The sequence below is a fragment of the Jidongwangia harbinensis genome (assembly GCF_020216025.1).
Taxonomy (GTDB): domain Bacteria; phylum Actinomycetota; class Actinomycetes; order Mycobacteriales; family Micromonosporaceae; genus Actinoplanes; species Actinoplanes harbinensis.
Genome location: NZ_JAIWNC010000017.1, coordinates 217,624 through 233,100 on the forward strand (window position 1 = coordinate 217,624; position 15,477 = coordinate 233,100).

The 15,477-nt window shown below is 69.8% G+C and carries 13 protein-coding genes; 3 read left to right on the plus strand and 10 right to left on the minus strand.

The genetic code is table 11. The annotated features are described in order from the left end of the window. Nucleotides 1–11 precede the first annotated feature (11 nt). Nucleotides 12–884: an amidohydrolase family protein gene (locus tag LDL48_RS21890; protein WP_225257052.1), complete on the plus strand. Its 873-nt coding sequence runs from the start codon at nucleotides 12–14 to the stop codon at nucleotides 882–884. Here the strand turns inward: LDL48_RS21890 and LDL48_RS21895 are convergent. The 7 genes from LDL48_RS21895 to LDL48_RS21925 form a co-directional block, all read right to left on the minus strand. Continuing rightward, nucleotides 874–1,704 carry a carbohydrate ABC transporter permease gene (locus LDL48_RS21895; protein ID WP_225257053.1) on the minus strand — a complete coding sequence of 277 codons (831 nt, stop codon included), beginning with the start codon at nucleotides 1,702–1,704 and terminating at the stop codon, nucleotides 874–876. The two genes, LDL48_RS21890 and LDL48_RS21895, sit on opposite strands and share 11 nt — an antisense overlap. A gap of 3 nt (nucleotides 1,705–1,707) precedes the next feature. Continuing rightward, the gene (locus tag LDL48_RS21900) at nucleotides 1,708–2,697 is read right to left on the minus strand and encodes a carbohydrate ABC transporter permease (protein WP_225257054.1); all 990 of its coding nucleotides are present in this window, start codon (nucleotides 2,695–2,697) and stop codon (nucleotides 1,708–1,710) included. Nucleotides 2,698–2,711: 14 nt separating this feature from the next. Then, nucleotides 2,712–3,974 carry an ABC transporter substrate-binding protein gene (locus LDL48_RS21905; RefSeq protein WP_225257055.1) on the minus strand — a complete coding sequence of 421 codons (1,263 nt, stop codon included), beginning with the start codon at nucleotides 3,972–3,974 and terminating at the stop codon, nucleotides 2,712–2,714. 274 nt (nucleotides 3,975–4,248) lie between these two features. Next, on the minus strand, nucleotides 4,249–6,582 hold the full coding sequence (locus LDL48_RS21910; RefSeq protein ID WP_225257056.1) for a beta-L-arabinofuranosidase domain-containing protein: 2,334 nt from the start codon (nucleotides 6,580–6,582) through the stop codon (nucleotides 4,249–4,251). Between the two features lie 213 nt (nucleotides 6,583–6,795). Then, on the minus strand, nucleotides 6,796–7,656 hold the full coding sequence (locus LDL48_RS21915; RefSeq protein WP_225257057.1) for a S1 family peptidase: 861 nt from the start codon (nucleotides 7,654–7,656) through the stop codon (nucleotides 6,796–6,798). Between the two features lie 170 nt (nucleotides 7,657–7,826). Continuing rightward, nucleotides 7,827–8,519 (minus strand): hypothetical protein, encoded by a 693-nt coding sequence (locus LDL48_RS21920; RefSeq protein ID WP_225257058.1) that lies wholly within the window; start codon nucleotides 8,517–8,519, stop codon nucleotides 7,827–7,829. After that, entirely contained in the window at nucleotides 8,516–11,086 is a 2,571-nt protein-coding gene (locus tag LDL48_RS21925) for an FtsK/SpoIIIE domain-containing protein (protein WP_225257059.1), read from the minus strand. Before LDL48_RS21925 ends, LDL48_RS21920 begins: the two co-directional genes overlap by 4 nt. Before the next feature lie 71 nt (nucleotides 11,087–11,157). On the opposite strand from LDL48_RS21925, the gene LDL48_RS21930 reads away from it, so the two are divergent. Next, the gene (locus tag LDL48_RS21930; protein WP_225257060.1) at nucleotides 11,158–11,310 is read left to right on the plus strand and encodes a hypothetical protein; all 153 of its coding nucleotides are present in this window, start codon (nucleotides 11,158–11,160) and stop codon (nucleotides 11,308–11,310) included. A gap of 98 nt (nucleotides 11,311–11,408) precedes the next feature. Here the strand turns inward: LDL48_RS21930 and LDL48_RS21935 are convergent, their stop codons facing one another. The 3 genes from LDL48_RS21935 to LDL48_RS21945 form a co-directional block, all read right to left on the minus strand. After that, entirely contained in the window at nucleotides 11,409–12,656 is a 1,248-nt protein-coding gene (locus LDL48_RS21935; protein WP_308016479.1) for a cellulose binding domain-containing protein, read from the minus strand. A 114-nt stretch (nucleotides 12,657–12,770) separates the two neighbouring features. Then, a complete protein-coding gene (locus tag LDL48_RS21940; protein WP_225257061.1) occupies nucleotides 12,771–13,703 on the minus strand; it encodes a PaaX family transcriptional regulator in 933 nt (310 codons plus the stop codon). 27 nt (nucleotides 13,704–13,730) lie between these two features. Further along, entirely contained in the window at nucleotides 13,731–14,570 is an 840-nt protein-coding gene (locus tag LDL48_RS21945) for an SDR family NAD(P)-dependent oxidoreductase (RefSeq protein ID WP_225257062.1), read from the minus strand. A 135-nt stretch (nucleotides 14,571–14,705) separates the two neighbouring features. Here LDL48_RS21945 and LDL48_RS21950 point away from each other — a divergent pair, with 135 nt between their 5' ends. Continuing rightward, a complete protein-coding gene (locus LDL48_RS21950; RefSeq protein WP_225257063.1) occupies nucleotides 14,706–15,284 on the plus strand; it encodes a TetR/AcrR family transcriptional regulator in 579 nt (192 codons plus the stop codon). Nucleotides 15,285–15,477 lie beyond the last annotated feature (193 nt).

The window sequence follows — 15,477 nt, forward strand, 5'->3', positions numbered from 1 at the left end:
AGGACGCCGTCATGGAGCCATGGCGCAACGTGCCCGGAGGCGTCATCGACGCCCACCACCATCTGTGGGACCGCGGACGCCATCCGCAGCCCTGGATCGACCCGGTGCGGATGGCCGCGATCGACGCCGACTTCGGACCCGGAGACCTCGCCGCGCAGGCCGGACCGTCGGGAGTCCGCGGCACCGTGGCCGTCCAGACGATCCACTCCGAGGCGGAGACGGTCGACCTGCTGAGCACCGCGGCGCGCAGCGACCTGATCAAAGGCGTCGTCGGGTGGGTCGACCTCACCGCCCCGGACGTCGCCGACCGGATCGGCCGCCTGCGGACCGGGCCCGGCGGCGACCGGCTGGTGGGCGTCCGCCATCTCGTCCAGAGCGAACCCGACCCGGCGTTTCTCGAGCGCGCCGACATCCGCCGCGGGATCGCCGCGGTGGCCGACGCCGGCCTGGCCTTCGACCTGGTGATCCGGCACCATCAGCTGCCCGCGGCCACCGACCTGGCGGCCGGCCTGCCTCAGGCCCGGTTCGTGCTCGACCACCTCGGCAAGCCGCCGCTGGCCGGCCAGGACCTCCGCGGATGGGCCGGTCACCTGCGGGCGCTGGCGGCCCTGCCGAACGTGTCCGCGAAGGTCTCCGGCCTGGTCACCGAGGCGAACTGGTCGTCATGGCAGCCGGCCGACCTGGCCGTGGCCGTGTCCCACGCCCTCGAGACGTTCGGACCGGACCGGCTGATGTTCGGCTCGGACTGGCCGGTGTGCCTGCTGGCCGCCGGCTACCACGACTGGGTTCGGACCCTGCATGAACTGTTGACCGGATGTCACCAGGAGCAGCAGGACCTGATCTGGGGACAGACCGCACTTCGGGTGTATCGGCTCATCCTTTGACGGCACCGGTGAGGCCGCCGACGATGCGGCGTTCGAACAGGCTGAAGAACACCAGCGCCGGGATCATCGACAACGAGGTGAACGCGAGCACCTTCGCGGTGTCGACCGAGTACTGCGACGAGAACGCCTGCACGCCCAGCGGCAGGGTGAACGTGTCCTGGTCGTTCAGGATGAACAGCGGCAGCAGGTAACTGTTCCAGCTGCCGATGAACGCGAGGATCCCGACGGTGATCAGGCCCGGCACCGACAGCGGGAGCACCATCCGCCAGAAGAAGCCGAGCCGGCTGCACCGGTCGATGGCGGCGGCCTCCTCGATCTCCTTGGGGATCGCCCGCAGGAACGGCACCAGGATGATGATCGTCGTGGGCAGTCCGAAGGCGATCTGCGGGAGGATGACGCCGGGCAGCGTGTTCACCAGACCCAGATCCCGGATCAGGATGTACAGCGGCGTGATGGCGACCGTCGCCGGGAACATCAGGCCGGCGGCGAACAGGGCGTACATCGCGCCGCGACCGCGGAACCGGTAGCGGGCCAGGACGTAGCTCGCCATCACACCCAGCACGACGACGCCGATCGTGGTGGCCACGGCCGCGATCGTCGAGTTGCCGACCTGGCGCCAGAACGTCTCACCGCTCAGCACGTCGGTGTAGTTGGCGGCGACCCACGGGTCCGGCAGTCCGGCCGGGTCCGTGGTGATCTGCGAGTTGGTCCGGAACCCCCCGATGATGATGTAGATGACCGGTCCGAGCATGAGACCGATCAGCATCATGGTGGCGACGTACACGATCGGGTTTCCCCGGGAACGGGTCGTGGTGGCCATGCCCTACCCCCCTTCGGTGAGCGCGCCCTCGGTGTCCCGGCGCAGCACGAAGCGCTGGTACACGAGCGCGATGAACATGGAGATGGCGAACAGCACGACCGCGACCGCGTTGCCGTACCCGTAGTTGCCGGCGTTGCGGCCCTCGGTGACCATGTACGTCGCCATGGTCGAGGTGCCGGCCGTCGACGACACGTACTGACCCCAGATGATGTACACGAGGTCGAACAGCTGCAGCGCGCCGATGATCGACAGGAACGCCCAGATCCGGATGGTCGGCCCGAGCAGCGGCACCGTGATCCGCCGCTGGATCTGCCAGTAGGACGCCCCGTCCACCGCGGCCGCCTCGGAGAGCTCCTCCGGGATGTTCTGCATCCCGGCCAGGAACAGGATCACCGCGAACCCGATGTACTTCCACGTCAGGATCAGCATCAGGGTCCAGATGGCGAGGCTGGGGTTCGCCAGCCAGTCCTCGGCCAGCCAGCCCAGGCCGACGGACCGCAGCACGCCGTTGACGGCGCCCTCGGTCTGCAGCAGAAGGGCCCAGGCCGTCCCGACGATGACCTCGGCGATCACGTACGGGACGAAGATGAGCACCCGGATGAGCGACTGGCCCCGCAGCTTCTGGTTGAGCAGCAGCGCGAGGACGATCGCGATCGGGCCCTGGAAGACCAGCGACAGCACCACGATGAGCCCGTTGTGCCAGAGCGCTTCCTGGAAGGCGGTGTCCTGCAGGATGGTGACGTAGTTGTCCAGGCCGACGAAGTCGGTCGGCCTTCCGAATCCCTTCCACCGGTAGAAGCCGTAGTAGGCGGCCATCACGACCGGGAAGATCACGAAGCCGACGAACATCAGGATCGCCGGACCGGACAGCGCCACGATCTCCAAGCGCTGGGCCCAGCCGATGCCGCGCCGGCGTGGACGGAGCGGAGGCGGCGCCTGAACGCCGCCCCCGCTCCGTACCCGATCGCCCGGCGCATCCACAGTGCTGCTCATCGCCGGGTTACCCCTCAACCCTTCTTGGCGGCGTCGTTCACGGACTTGATGATCCCGGGGACGTCACCCTTGCCGGCGAGCAGGTTCACGACGCCGATGTTCAGCGCGTTGCCCACGTTCTGGCCGTACACCGTGTCCAGCCACTGCGAGACGTACGGCGCCTTGTTGTAGGCGTCGAGAACCGCCTTGAGGTAGTCCTCGGTGACCGCACCCTGCGCCGCCTTGCTGACCGGCAGCGAGTTGAACGCCTTGTAGGAGGCCTCCTGCACGTCCTTGGTCACGATGTAGTTGAGGAAGTCGGTGCACTCCTTCGGCGCCTTCGCCGAGCACGAGTAGCCGTCCGCGCCGCCCATGACGGCGGCCGGGTCACCCTGCCCGCCGGGCACCGCGGGGAACGGGAAGAAGCCGAGGTCGGGCAGCGGCTTCTTGTCCTTCGTCAGGTCCGCGATGACGCCCGGGTTCCAGGACCCCATCAGCTCCATGCTGGCCTTGCGGTTGGCGATCAGGCCCGCCGAGCTGGCCGCACCCTGCTGCGCGGACGTGGTCAGGAATCCGTTGTTGAACGGCTTGGTGTCCGCGAACGCCTTGAGGTCGTTGCCGGCCTTGGTCCAGCACGGGTCGCTGAAGTCCTTGTTCTTGGCGGCGGCGTCCAGCGACGCCTGGTTGCAGGCCCGCAGTACGAAGAAGTAGTACCAGTGCGCGGCCGGCCAGGCGTCCTTGCCGCCGAGCGCGACCGGCGCACCGATCGCCTTGAGCTTGGTCACCGCGGTGTTGAGCTCGTCCATCGTGGTCGGCGGCGCCGTGATGCCGGCCTTGGTGAACAGGTCCTTGCTGTACCAGAACCCGCCGAGCAGGATCGACGTCGGCACGGAGTACTGCTTGCCGTCGACCTGCCCGGTCTGCAGCGCCGCCTCGCCCACCGCCTCCTTGGTCTCGGCGGTGAGGTCGGCGCTGACGTCCTTCAGCTGGCCCGCCTCGACCATCGCGGCCATCTTCCCGCCACCGCGCTGCATGAAGATGTCGGGCGCGGAGCCGGAGTTCAGCGCGGTCTGCAGCTTGCCGTCGAGGTCCTCGTTCTGCACCTGTTGAATCTTGATCTTGACGTTCGGGTTGGCGGTCTGGAAGTCCGCCACGGTCTTGTCCCAGAAGACCTTGCCGGGGCCGGACGTGGCGTTGTGCCAGAACTGCATGGTGACGTTGCCGCCCGAGCTGCCGTCGTCGTCGCCGCCACCGCAGGCGGCGAGGCCCATGGTGCTCAGCGCCACCACGGTAGCCACGGCAAGGGTTCTATTCAGTGCCATAAGGTGCACCTCTGGTTTCGAAAGTTTCGCTGTGTTTCCGGAACTTGTCGCTCAAACTACGAAGAGATGAATCGACATGTCAAGATATTGATCATTGCGAACGCGACGCTTTCCGGGCAGCGCAAGTCGCCTCCGCGGCGCGGAGGGGAATGGAAACCTTTTCGGAACTTTTGGCCGGGACGCACGGCGGGCCCTGCCCGTCTGGAACGGGCAGGACCCATGGCGGTCGGCCGGCCGGCGCCGGCCTTTCTCAGCCGATCCGCACCAGGCGCCACACGTTGTCGGCGGTGCCGTTGTCGGGCTCCTGCACGACCTGGGTGCCCCAGGTCCCGGCGCCGTTCAGGACGGCGAGAAGCTTGCCGCTGTGCACGTTGCGGATCTTGTAGGTGTCGTTGCCGAGAGCGGCCAGCGTCCAGCGGTGGTCGGCGGTGCCGGTGTCCGACCACTGCAGGACCCGGGCGTTGTCGGCGGTCGACATGTTCTCGACGCCGAGGACCTTGCCGCTGTGGACGTTGCGGAACCGGACCGCGTCACCGTCGGTGACCCGTACCCATTGATGGTCTGCCGTTCCGGTGTCGCCCCAGACCACGGCGAGGCCGCCGTCCGCGGTCGACATGTCCTGTACGCCCAGCACCAGCCCGGTGCCGGCGTTCACCAGTTTGTAGGTGGTCGCGGTGCCGCTGCCGCCGCTGGTGCTCCAGTAGACGGTGTAGTTGAAGCCGTGGGCCTCGTGGAACGGCCCGACGCTGACCGCGGCGCCGTTGGCGGTCGCGGTGAAGGCGAGGCTGGACGTGCTGGTCCGGGTGATCGACGATACGTTCAGTGACGGCAGCGCGGACAGGGCCGTGTTGCCGTAGTTGCCGCAGAGCACCGCGGGCCCGTAGGTGATCGCCTGGACGTTCGGGTTGTCGTTGGCGGCCCGCATCACGACGCGCATCGGCAGCTTGACCGTCAGCGTGTCGCCGGCCGCCCAGGCACGGGTGACGGCCGCGTAGCTGCCCGGTGTCGCGGTGACGGTCTGGGTGGTGCCGTTGACCGCGATGACCGGATTCTCCGTCCAGCCCGGGATCCGGACCCGGATGGTCCAGCTTCCGCTCATGGTGCCGGACAGCGTCAGGGTGGTGGTGTCGCCGACCGGGTACGTGGTGGTCTGCGTGACGGTGACGCCGCGCTGCGCCCAGGTCAGCGTCGAGGGCACGAAGAGGTTCACGGTCAGCGTGGTGTCGTTGTAGAAGTAGATCGAGTCCATCAGCCGCACGTTGGTCTCGAGGCCGGTGCCCTGGCAGCACCAGAACGAGTTGTAGTCGGTGGAGTAGGTGCCACCGCCCCAGGCCGGGCCGACGCCCCGGCGGCCACCGGGCCGCAGCGGCGTGAAGTAGGTGACGCCGCCGTGGCTGTCGGCCGGGTTCTGCGCGCCGATCAGGTGGTTGAGCAGCACCCGCTCGTAGAAGTCGAAGTAGCCGGCGTTGGCCGGGTCGAGCAGCCAGAGCTCCCGGGTGAGCTTCACCATGTTGTACGAGTTGCAGTGCTCGCAGGTGTCGTTCGCCAGGTAGCCGGCGATGGCGTTCGGTGGCCGGAAGTGTTCCGCCTGGCTGTTCCCGCCGATCACGTACGTGTGCGCCCTGGTCGTGATGTTCCAGGCGTTGGTGGCGATGTCGCGGTAACGGGTGGTGCCGGTGGCCTTGTACTCCCGGGCCGCGCCGATCCACTTGGGCACCTGCGTGTTGGCGTGCAGCCCGTTGAGCTGATCGGAGTTCGCGGCCAGCGGGTTGAACACGGCCGCGTGGTCGAAGCGCTGCGCCACCGGCAACCACCGCGCGTCCCCGGTCTGCTGGTAGATGTCGGCGAGCACCTCGTTCATGCCGCCGAACTCGGTGCCCAGCATCGACTGCATCTGGCTCGCGCTCAGCCGGGCGGTGCGGGTGTCGACCCAGCCGGCCAGGGCGAGCAGCACGGTGCGCGCCTGGGTGTTGCCGGTGTAGCGCCACACGTCGAGCAGGCCGGCGAGGGTCTTGTGGATCGCGTAGTAGGGCACGTTGCCGTTGGACAGCGTGCGCGCCTCGAGCGCGGTGAAGTCCGACTCCGGGAACCCTGAGAGGTAGCCACTGGCGAACCCGGCGGCCCCGTTGTTCGCCTGGCATCGGGCCAGCTCGGCGACCATGTAGTTCGCCTTGTCCCGGCAGGTCGTGTCGCCGAGCACGGCGTAGGCGTACGCCCAGGCGGTCAGGAAGTGGCCCTGCATGTGGGAGCGGAACGGGAAGTTCGGGGCGTCCCACCCGCCGTTGGCCGCGGCGCCGTTGGTGGAGAGCCGGTGGTTGGCCCGGAACACGTAGAGCAGCCGGTCGACGTCGACGAACCGCAGGTAGCTCAGCGTCCTGGTCTGGTTGTCCAGGAACCGGCCGGCGGTCAACCGCACCTGGCCCGGCTCGAAGGCGAACGCCGCCGCGCCGATGTCCGCACGGACCGGCGGCACCACCGCGGCGGCGGCCGGACGCTGGTCGAGGGCGGCGCCGGTGGCGGTGACCACGGCAGCGGCCCCGGTGGCTTGCAGGAGACGGCGCCGGCTGAGGGCGGAGGAAGACATGTCACGCGCTCCTATGCAGAGATGCCGGGGCGGGCCTCGGCGCTCAGGTACTCAATTTGATCGATGTTAGCCTTCACATTTTGTGGGTCAAGAACGGAAATCAGAACGGTCCTTCGAGGCCAAAAGTGTTACGCGAGCCAGGTGAACGCTCACTTTTCAGCACCCTGGGGGCGTGCCTCGCGGCACGCCCCCAGGAATCTGTTTCGATGAATGTCAGCGCCGTGTGGCGATCCGCTCCGTGCCGAAGTTGGCGATCCACTCGCCGAGCCTCTTGTTGCTCAACTGGGTGTACACGCCGGGCAGACCCTGCGCGGCGCAGCCGAAGCCCCAGCTCACGATTCCCAGCTGCAGGTACCGGTCCGTGCCGGGCACCTTGGTGAACAGCGGCCCGCCGCTGTCGCCCTGACACGAGTCCTTGCCGTGGCGCCCGGCGCAGATCTCGGTGTTGCGCTTGAGGTTCGGGTACGCCACCTTGCACTCGTCGTCGGACACGATCGGCACGCTCACCTCCTGCATCCGGTCCGGCGCAAGCTCACCGGGGCCGCCCACGCCCGGGTTGAACGGGTCCAGGATGGTGCTGCCCCAACCGGCCGTGATGACGTTGCGGCCGGGGCGCTCGAGGGCGTCCGTGCCCGGCGTGACCAGCTGGACCGGGGTGATGCCGGACACCGCTCCGTCAAGCCACAGCAGGGCCGCGTCCGCCTTCTCGTAGACGGTCACCTCCGCGATGCCGAGCACCTGACCGTGCGTCGCGGACTGCGTGGTCTGCCCGATCACCAGGCGCAGGTTCGCCAGGTCCTCCTCCGTCGCGCCGGCCACGCAGTGTGCCGCGGTGAGTGCCAGGCCGCGGGCGTCGATGAGGGTGGCGCCGCAGTTGTGCACCCAGACCCCCTCTTCCCACTGGAGCTGCAGCGAGCCGATGAACGGGTACTTGCCGTCCGGCACCTCGGTGCCACCGATGATCGAAGCGACCGGGGGCCGGGGCGGTTCGGCCGCGGCCGCGCTGCCGGGCCAGGCGGAAGTGAGGGCTACTGCCAGGGCGGCGGTGGCCGCCAGTGCTCGCAGGGTGCGCATCCAACATCCCCTTCTTGCGTCCATTTACGGACGCCATTAGTTGGTTGTCGAATACTTACGCGGATGCGTGTAAAGCTGGAGTAAAGAATTTAGGACTCAGTTCGTTATCAGAGCCGAATCCGCGTCCCACCTGCAAATGATAGACCGGCATCGAAATTGCGAAAAAATCGTCACAGCAGCGACAGCGGCTGGCTCAGGCACATAGACACGATGCTCAGGACGAAACACAGAACCGTGCCGATCGCCATGCCGGGAAGGACGTTGTTCGTCAAGCGGATCCGAGGACGCCCGACGGTGGCCGTCACGAGAGCCGCCACGGCTGACGTGAGCGCCGGCAGCACGATGCCGCTGCACAGCAGGAGCACGGCGTTGTAGGAGGGCTCGGGTGCTGGTTCACCGGGGCGCTGGATGGCGCTGCCCAGCACCTGGATCATCACGATCGCGTTGAGCACGACCATCGGTATCGAGCAGAGCAGGAAGATCAACACGGCCCGGGAGGTCTGTGCCAACCCGGGGAAGAGGCGAGCGCGGTAGCCGAGCCGGTAGACCTCGCCGGTGGCGTCCCGGGAAGCGGCCAGCTCCGCCCGCAGGTGGTCGACGGCCTGCCCCCACGGCAGGGCCGGCGGCGCCGGACCGAAACGAATGTCGCTCAGCGGGACGAGAGTGCGGACGGCAGCCGCCACCTCGCGGATGTCCCCCTCCTGCGACACCACCGAGTCCGTCCACGAGGCGACCTCCGCGCGGCGCCTCGCCACCGATTCCAGCGCCTCCTGGTGGGCCGGATCGCGCAGAGCGTCCACCTTGGCGCGCCGCGCCGCGGCGATCCCGGCATGCGCCGTGACGTGGGCTTCCCAGGTGCTCATTCGTCGTCCTCGTCCATCCGGCCGTCCGGCGAACCGAACGGCACGACGGGTGCGGTGGTCCGGGTGTGCCGATCGAGCACCAACGCACGGTTGCGGCGTGGCGTGTACCGCAGGTGAAAGTCCCCGGAGTACCGCTGGAGATCCTCCTCCGGCACGTTGAGGGCCACCATGCACCCGATGTCCTCGCGTGCGGTAGGCCCGACGTCCTGTGTCAGCCGGCCCAGGAGCCGCCACCAGCCGATCAGGTGGACGCCGTGCGAGGGCCCCTGCTGCACCAGGGCCTTCAGCGCGTCCCGGCCGGTACGGAAAGCGCCCGAGCCGCCCGCGGCGAGTGACGGTCCCGCGGCGTCCGCGCCGAACAGCACCAGGTAGGCCGGCGCCGAGTCGGCAGCCGCCAGCTCGGCGATGGTGGCGGTCACCCGCTCCACCGTGACCAGCCGGGTGGAATGGCCGGCCCGGGCCAGCTCGTGGTGCAGTTCGTCGGCGATCGCCCGGGTGTCGGCCGTCAACGGTGCGAGCAGGAACCGGGTGGAGCCGGGCCGGTGCTGACGCGCCAGCCCGCGAACCGCGGCGGCCACCACCTCCCCGCCCTGCCGCCACGTGCCCACCACGGCGAGGTGGCGTCCGGGGTCGGCGGGTAGCGGAACCGTCGCGGTCGACCCGCGCACGTCGATGCGGCGCCCGAGGAGAAGGAGCGGCGGAGACCGGTCCGGGGTGAGCCTGCGGAATGTCGGGTCGTCGTCCAGGAGCTGCTCCGCGAAGCCCTGGAACACCGGCGGCGGGCCGAGGGTGGCGGGACGCGCGGCCCACAGCTGCGACACGTACCTGGTCACCTCGGACGGTTCGGCGTGCGGTACGTGGGCGACGAGGTTCGCCTCGGCGATGCCGGCCAGCGGGTTGATGACGGCTTCGCCGAGGACCAGGGTGCTCGCCGCGTCGTTGAGCTTGTCCAGCACCCCGCCACCACCGGCGAGCGCGATCCGCAACGCGAACTGCCCGAAGATCGAATCGTTCTTCGTGTACAGAGCCTCGATGCCGGCGAGGGTCTGTGACGCCAGAACGAGATGGATGCCGTAGGAGCGGCCCTTGCGGGCGATCTCCTCCAGCATCTCCACCGCTCGCCGTGCCACGGCGTCGTTCCCGCTGAGGAGCACCTGGAACTCGTCTACGATCGCCACCGTCCGGGGACACCGGACCGTGGGTCGAGCCGCCCGCAACGCCCCGATACTGGAGACCCCCGCCCGCTTCATGTCGTCGGCCCGGCGATTCATCTCGCTGCGGAGGTGGCGCAGTACGGCGAGGCCGTACTCGCGGTCCGCCTCGATGCCCACGGCCCGCGCGTGCGGCAGCCAGACCGGGTCCGGCCCGGTCGGGGCGAACTCGTGGAAGCTGACGCCCTCCTTGAAGTCCAGCAGGTACAGCTCGAGTTCGTCCGGTGAGTAGCGGGAACACAGACTCAACACGGCGTTCAGGATGAAGTTCGTCTTGCCCGCACCGGAGCGGCCGCCGACCAGCCAGTGCGGGGTCTGATCATCGAATCGCACCACGACCTCGTCGCCGCCGCTGCGCCCGATCGGCGCCGCCAGCCGGTCCGCCGAGGACTCCTGCCACAGTGCGGCCGGTACGAGATCACCGATCCCGTACGCCGACTTCTGCGTGAGCGCGCGGCAGAGCCCGGTCACGAGGTCGGCGCCGGGTGCGGCGTCGTACCTGATCATCGTGAGGAAACCGGTCTCGTGTACGTAGACCACACCGCGGGACAGGTAGACCGCGGTGGTGCAGTTCCCGTCGGGCGAGCCGTCGGATGTCGCGTGCGGCAGGAAACTCGCGGGTGCGCCGGCGAGCACCAGGTGGACGTTGCCGGCCGCGCCGACCCGGGCTAACGCATGCACCCGGGCCACCACCTTGTCGTCCAGGTCGGTGAGATCCGAGATGAACACGACCAGGTGGGTACGGTCCGCCGGCTTCTCCAGGAAGGCGCGTTGGGCGAACCGTTCGGCCTCGTCGAGGAGAATGGTGACGCTCGTGTGCAGGCTGGCGACGCCCCGCTCCACCAGCGGCTGGAACGGGCTCAGGATCTGACCGAGCCCGACCGGGTCGTGGACGGCGATCCGCACGGTGCCGGGACGCATGGCCAGCATCCGCGCCAGCACGCTCTGCACGAGGCCGGCCACCTGCGGCTCACGGATGCTCTCCGAGATGCACAGGTGCCGCCCGTTGCCGATCGGTGCGACGAACGGCACGTCCTCGTCGTCGACCAGCGTGGACGAGCCGAGGCGTACCAGATGCGGCGTGGCGTCCGGCGTGCCGAGCCGTTCCAGGTCGTCGGCGCCGATCGCCGACCACGGGGCGACCTGCCAGCCCGCGTAGTCGGCCAGTTCTCCGCGGAGCCGAGCAACCGCCTCCCGAACCTCAAGCTGCCGCCGCCGGTGCGTGGCCTGATTGTTCCGATCGCGTTCCTCGGCGCTGCGCCGCGCGGCCTCGGCGAGTTCCGGGCCGGCCTGCTGCGCCAGCATTGCGGTGAGCCCGCGGAGTCGGGCCCGAGCGGCCTCATGGTGATGGAGCATGCGGGACATCGCCGACTGCCAGTTGTCACGCCGCGCCATAGCCGCCCCCATCGATTCCCCCGCAGCGCACCATGATCGTCAACAACGTGTACCTGCGCAACGACCGGTCAACTCATCGGAGATCGACGACGCTGGTGTACCACTGGGGCGATCTCAGCAAGGCCCGTGGTGTCGCGCTGTTCCTGGCGGATCGGGCGCGTGGCCGCACCAGCCGAAGCGGGTGACGCCACGCGACGGGCGCCGCCGCCCGGCAACGGGCCGGCGGCCGCGGAGACAGAGCCGCCGCCGGCCAAGGGCCGGCGGCGGCGTTGCGGCGTCGGGGTCAGAGCGTGAGGTTCTTCTGCTGGACGGTCCACTGGGAGTTGGTGCACAGTCCGCAGTTCGGGCCGACGAAGGTGGTGCCGGCGGTCGTGTCACCCTTCAGGCGCCACCGGAAGTAGAGCACCGCGACCCGGCCGAATTCACCGCCGTTGGGCTGGTCGTACGTTCCGCCGTGGCCGACGTTGATGTTGCCCATGAAGGCGGGCAGGCCGGCCGGGAGCCGCGGCCAGTCGGCCATCGCGTTGGAGTACGCGATGTCGCTGGGGCCGCCGATGAAGTACACGATCGGCTTGGTGAGCTGGCTCAGCCGGGCCCGGTCCGACTCGTTCAGGTAGCCGCTGCTGAAGATCGCGGTGGTGGTGACCCGGCGGTCGGTCGAGACGTTGTACGCCTCGAGCCCGCCACAGGAGAATCCGGCCACGGCGATCTTGGTGGTGTCGAGCTTGCCGTAGTACTTGCTGCCCTGGCGGGCGTTCTCCGCCACCGCCCAGTCCATCGACTGGGTCAGCATGGCCGCGGTCGTCGAGCCGGAGCCGTTCGGGTTGCCGTTGGAGATGGTCAGGAAGCCGTACGAGGCGATGTACCGGAGGAAGTTCTGTCCGCTCGTCCCGTTGGCCTGGCAGCCGCCCTGGCCCCACACCACGATCGGCATCAGCGTGGAGGGGAGGGTGTCCGGCCGGTAGATGGTGTGGTTGGGCAGGCTGGCCGCCGTCTCGTAGCCGGCCGGCACCGGGAAGGTGGGCGGCGGGTTGGACGGCGGGTTGGACGGCGGGTTCGAGGGTGGGTTGGACGGCGGGTTGGACGGCGGCGTGGACGGTGATTCGCCGACCGAGCCGGTGCAGGCGGTGCCGTTGAGGGTGAAGGCGGTGGGGACCGGGTTGCTGCCGGTCCACGAGCCGTTGAACCCGAACGACGCGGTGGCGCCGGTGGCCAGGGAGCCGTTGTACGCGGCGTTGGTCACCGTGACCTCGGCGCCGGACTGGGTGTGGGTGCCGTTCCAGAGTTGGGTGATGGCCTGCCCGGCGCCGAACGACCAGCCGACCCGCCAGCCGTTGATCGGGTCGCCGAGGTTGGTGACGGTGACGTTGGCGCCGAAGCCGCCCTGCCAGGAACTGGAGATGGCGTAGGTGGCGCGGCAGCCGGCGGCGGCACTGGCGTGGGTGGCGGCCAGCACACCGGCCGCGGTGATGACCGTGAAGCCGGCCACGCCGGCGATCACGGCGCGGAACCGCTGGGGGGTACGTCGCATCTGTGTCCTCCACGGGACTGGGGATTGCCGGTCTGTATTCGTGTGCCACCGCGCCGACAGACTGACTTGACACTTATCCTTGCGGCAGTGACGGTAACCGTCAAGCGACGACTGTCAATCTCTGTGGCGGAAGTGGGTGATCCACGACGCGGCGTCCGGCCAGTGCGGTTCGGTGATCTCGACCAGGCGGGCCTGCGCGAGGGGGCCGAGGGCGGAGTGGATCTCCAGGAACAGTTCCCGCGCCTCGCGGCGTGGCCAGGGGGCGGGCAGCAGGTGGTCGGGAAGGTCCGGGTCGGTGTCGGCGAACGTTCGCCAGGAATCCATCACCGAGGTACGGGCGACGAGCGCTTCGGCCGCGCCGACCCGCCCGACGCGCACCGCGTCCAGCAGCGGGGCGTACCGTCCGATGAAGGCCGAGTAGGCCGCGGCGAGCCCGTCGAGATCGTAGGCGGCGGTCGGCCCGTGCGGCCCCGCCTCGTCGTCGAACCGGGCGGACATCACCGACCACCGGGCCGCACCGAGATCACCCAGTACGTCGCGCAGCGCCCGGTCCACCCGGGCCCGGTCGTCACCCGGCTTGATCCACATGCTGTCGTACAGCCGGACGAGGCCGAGCGCGCCGAGCGCCTTGCGGACCTCGTGCCGCTGCGCCTGCCGTACCCGTTGCGCCTCGGACGTCTCCGGCAGGGAGAAGGCCGCGACCGTCCACTCGCCGGTCCACCGGGGTGGGCGGGCGCCGAACGTCAGGAACTGGTCCATTCGCGACCGGTGGCGGGCGATCGCCGCCGGGGTCAGGTGGTACACCGCCGGCCGGCCGGGCCGGCGGGCGGCGACCAGTCCGCGCCGGGTCAGCCGGGACAACGCGGCCCGGGCGCTGGTGTCGCTGATGCCGAACTCCCGCAGCACCGCGACCACCGCCGCCGAGGGAAGATCGGCGTCCGCGGAGTCGAGGTACTCCCCGAGGATGGTGGCCAGCAGGTGCTGCGGGTTCGGGCCGGACTGGGCTCGCGGGAGGCCGGTGTGGGGTGATCGGGCGGGCGCGCGCATGGCGCCAGCTTGCCGGACCCGGGGTGGTTACGCGGCCCGCGACTGGTCGCGCGGTGCCGGCCCGGGGCCCTCCAGGACCGAGCGGGTGACCAGCTTGGAGATGGCGGTGACCAGCCGGCGGGGGCGCCGGGGGGTGAGATGCGCGCCGAGCGAGTTGCCCAGGCCCGGCACCACGTACGCCCGGTCCCGGTCGAGCGCGGCCAGCGCGGCGCGGACGACCGCCTCCGCGGGCATCATCGCGCCGCCGATGGCGGCCCGTTCGCCCATCGTGTCGAAGAAGGAGGTCCGGGTCGGGCCCGGGCACAACGCCAGGACGCGCACGCCGCGGCCGCGGTATTCCGAGCGCAGCGCGAGGCTGAAGTTCAGCACGAACGTCTTGCCCGCGCCGTAGGCGGCGAAATAGGGCGACGGCTGGAAGCCCGCCGTCGAGGCGACGTTGACGACCGAGCCGTGGCCCCGGGCCAGCATGTCCGGGACGAGCGCGCGGGTCAGCCCGACCAGGGCCACCACGTTGACCATCAGCTGTTCCGTGTCGAGCCCGTCGTCGATTTCCTCGAACCGGCCGGCGGTGCCGAAGCCGGCGCTGTTGACCAGCACGTCCACGGTGATCCCGGCCGCGACCAGCTCGGTCAGGATCCGGTCCGGAGCGCCTCGTGCGCCGAGATCCTGCGCGATGACGTCGACCCGGACGCCGTACGTCGTGCGCAGGTGCTCCGCGTGCCGCCGCAGCCGGTCCGCGGAGCGGGCCACCAGGACCAGGTGGTGACCGCGCTCGGCGAGTTGGACGGCGAACTCGGCCCCGAGCCCCGCCGACGCTCCGGTGACGAGTGCGGTGGCGGCGTCGGCGGTGTTCTGCCGGTGAGTCATGGGGTTTCTCCTTCAGCTCGTTTGACGACATGACCGTAGCAGTTTCTTCATTAACTGCAACAGTCTTGTAGCGTTTTATCTTGAAGAAGCTACCAGCGTGTATCGTGACGTCGTCCGTGAGTGGAGGAGAGTGCGATGACCACCAAGCCGTTGCGGGCCGACGCCGAGCGCAGCGTGCGCACGATCCTGGAGGCCGCCGAACGGGTGCTCAGTGACAATCCGGCCGCGTCGATGGAGCAGGTCGCCGAGGCGGCCGGGGTGGCCCGCACGACCATCCACCGGCGGTTCGCCAACCGGCAGGCGCTGGTGGACGCCATGGCCGCCACCGCCGTACGCCACCTGTCCGAGGCCATCGAGGCCGGCCGGCCGGAAACCGCGCCCCCGCTCGTGGCGTTGCACCAGATCACGGTCAACGTCCTGCGCACGAAGGTCAGCTGGGCGTTCGCGCTCGGGCAGCCGGCCGCCCCCGGCTCGGTCGTCGCCGGGATGCAGCAGCGGGTGGCGTACCGCTGCCTGGAGCTCTTCGGCCGGATCCGGGACCTCGGCGTGCTCGACGCGGAGGTCGACCTCGAGTGGACCCGGCGGGTGTACTACGCGCTGATCGGCGAGTCGCTGCACGGCGACGATGCCGGGGCCGATCCGGACGTCCTGGCCGGGCGGATCATCGACACGCTGTTGCGGGGTGCCGGGCCGCGCCGCCCGGAGACCCGGTAGCGGCCGGGCGGTGCCGCCCGGCGGTGATCGCGGTGCGGCGGGGGCGCCCGATCCCGGTGGACAGACGCGGATGGCGCGGCGGCCGGGGCCGCCGCGCCATCACGGTGCGGTCTTGCGGTGGTACGCCTACGTCAGCCCGTGCGGCAGGTGATCGTGGGCCAGGTGGTGTTGCCGTTCGACATGATGGTCACGC

Bases quoted from the DNA above. Each gene is read 5' to 3' on its own strand.
- LDL48_RS21890 (WP_225257052.1), top strand. From the start codon at position 12: ATGGAGCCATGGCGCAACGTGCCCGGAGGCGTCATCGACGCCCACCAC.
- LDL48_RS21895 (WP_225257053.1), bottom strand. From the start codon at position 1,704: ATGGCCACCACGACCCGTTCCCGGGGAAACCCGATCGTGTACGTCGCC.
- LDL48_RS21900 (WP_225257054.1), bottom strand. From the start codon at position 2,697: ATGAGCAGCACTGTGGATGCGCCGGGCGATCGGGTACGGAGCGGGGGC.
- LDL48_RS21910 (WP_225257056.1), bottom strand. From the start codon at position 6,582: ATGTCTTCCTCCGCCCTCAGCCGGCGCCGTCTCCTGCAAGCCACCGGG.
- LDL48_RS21915 (WP_225257057.1), bottom strand. From the start codon at position 7,656: ATGCGCACCCTGCGAGCACTGGCGGCCACCGCCGCCCTGGCAGTAGCC.
- LDL48_RS21920 (WP_225257058.1), bottom strand. From the start codon at position 8,519: ATGAGCACCTGGGAAGCCCACGTCACGGCGCATGCCGGGATCGCCGCG.
- LDL48_RS21925 (WP_225257059.1), bottom strand. From the start codon at position 11,086: ATGCTCCATCACCATGAGGCCGCTCGGGCCCGACTCCGCGGGCTCACC.
- LDL48_RS21930 (WP_225257060.1), top strand. From the start codon at position 11,158: ATGATCGTCAACAACGTGTACCTGCGCAACGACCGGTCAACTCATCGG.
- LDL48_RS21935 (WP_308016479.1), bottom strand. From the start codon at position 12,656: ATGCGACGTACCCCCCAGCGGTTCCGCGCCGTGATCGCCGGCGTGGCC.
- LDL48_RS21940 (WP_225257061.1), bottom strand. From the start codon at position 13,703: ATGCGCGCGCCCGCCCGATCACCCCACACCGGCCTCCCGCGAGCCCAG.
- LDL48_RS21945 (WP_225257062.1), bottom strand. From the start codon at position 14,570: ATGACTCACCGGCAGAACACCGCCGACGCCGCCACCGCACTCGTCACC.
- LDL48_RS21950 (WP_225257063.1), top strand. From the start codon at position 14,706: ATGACCACCAAGCCGTTGCGGGCCGACGCCGAGCGCAGCGTGCGCACG.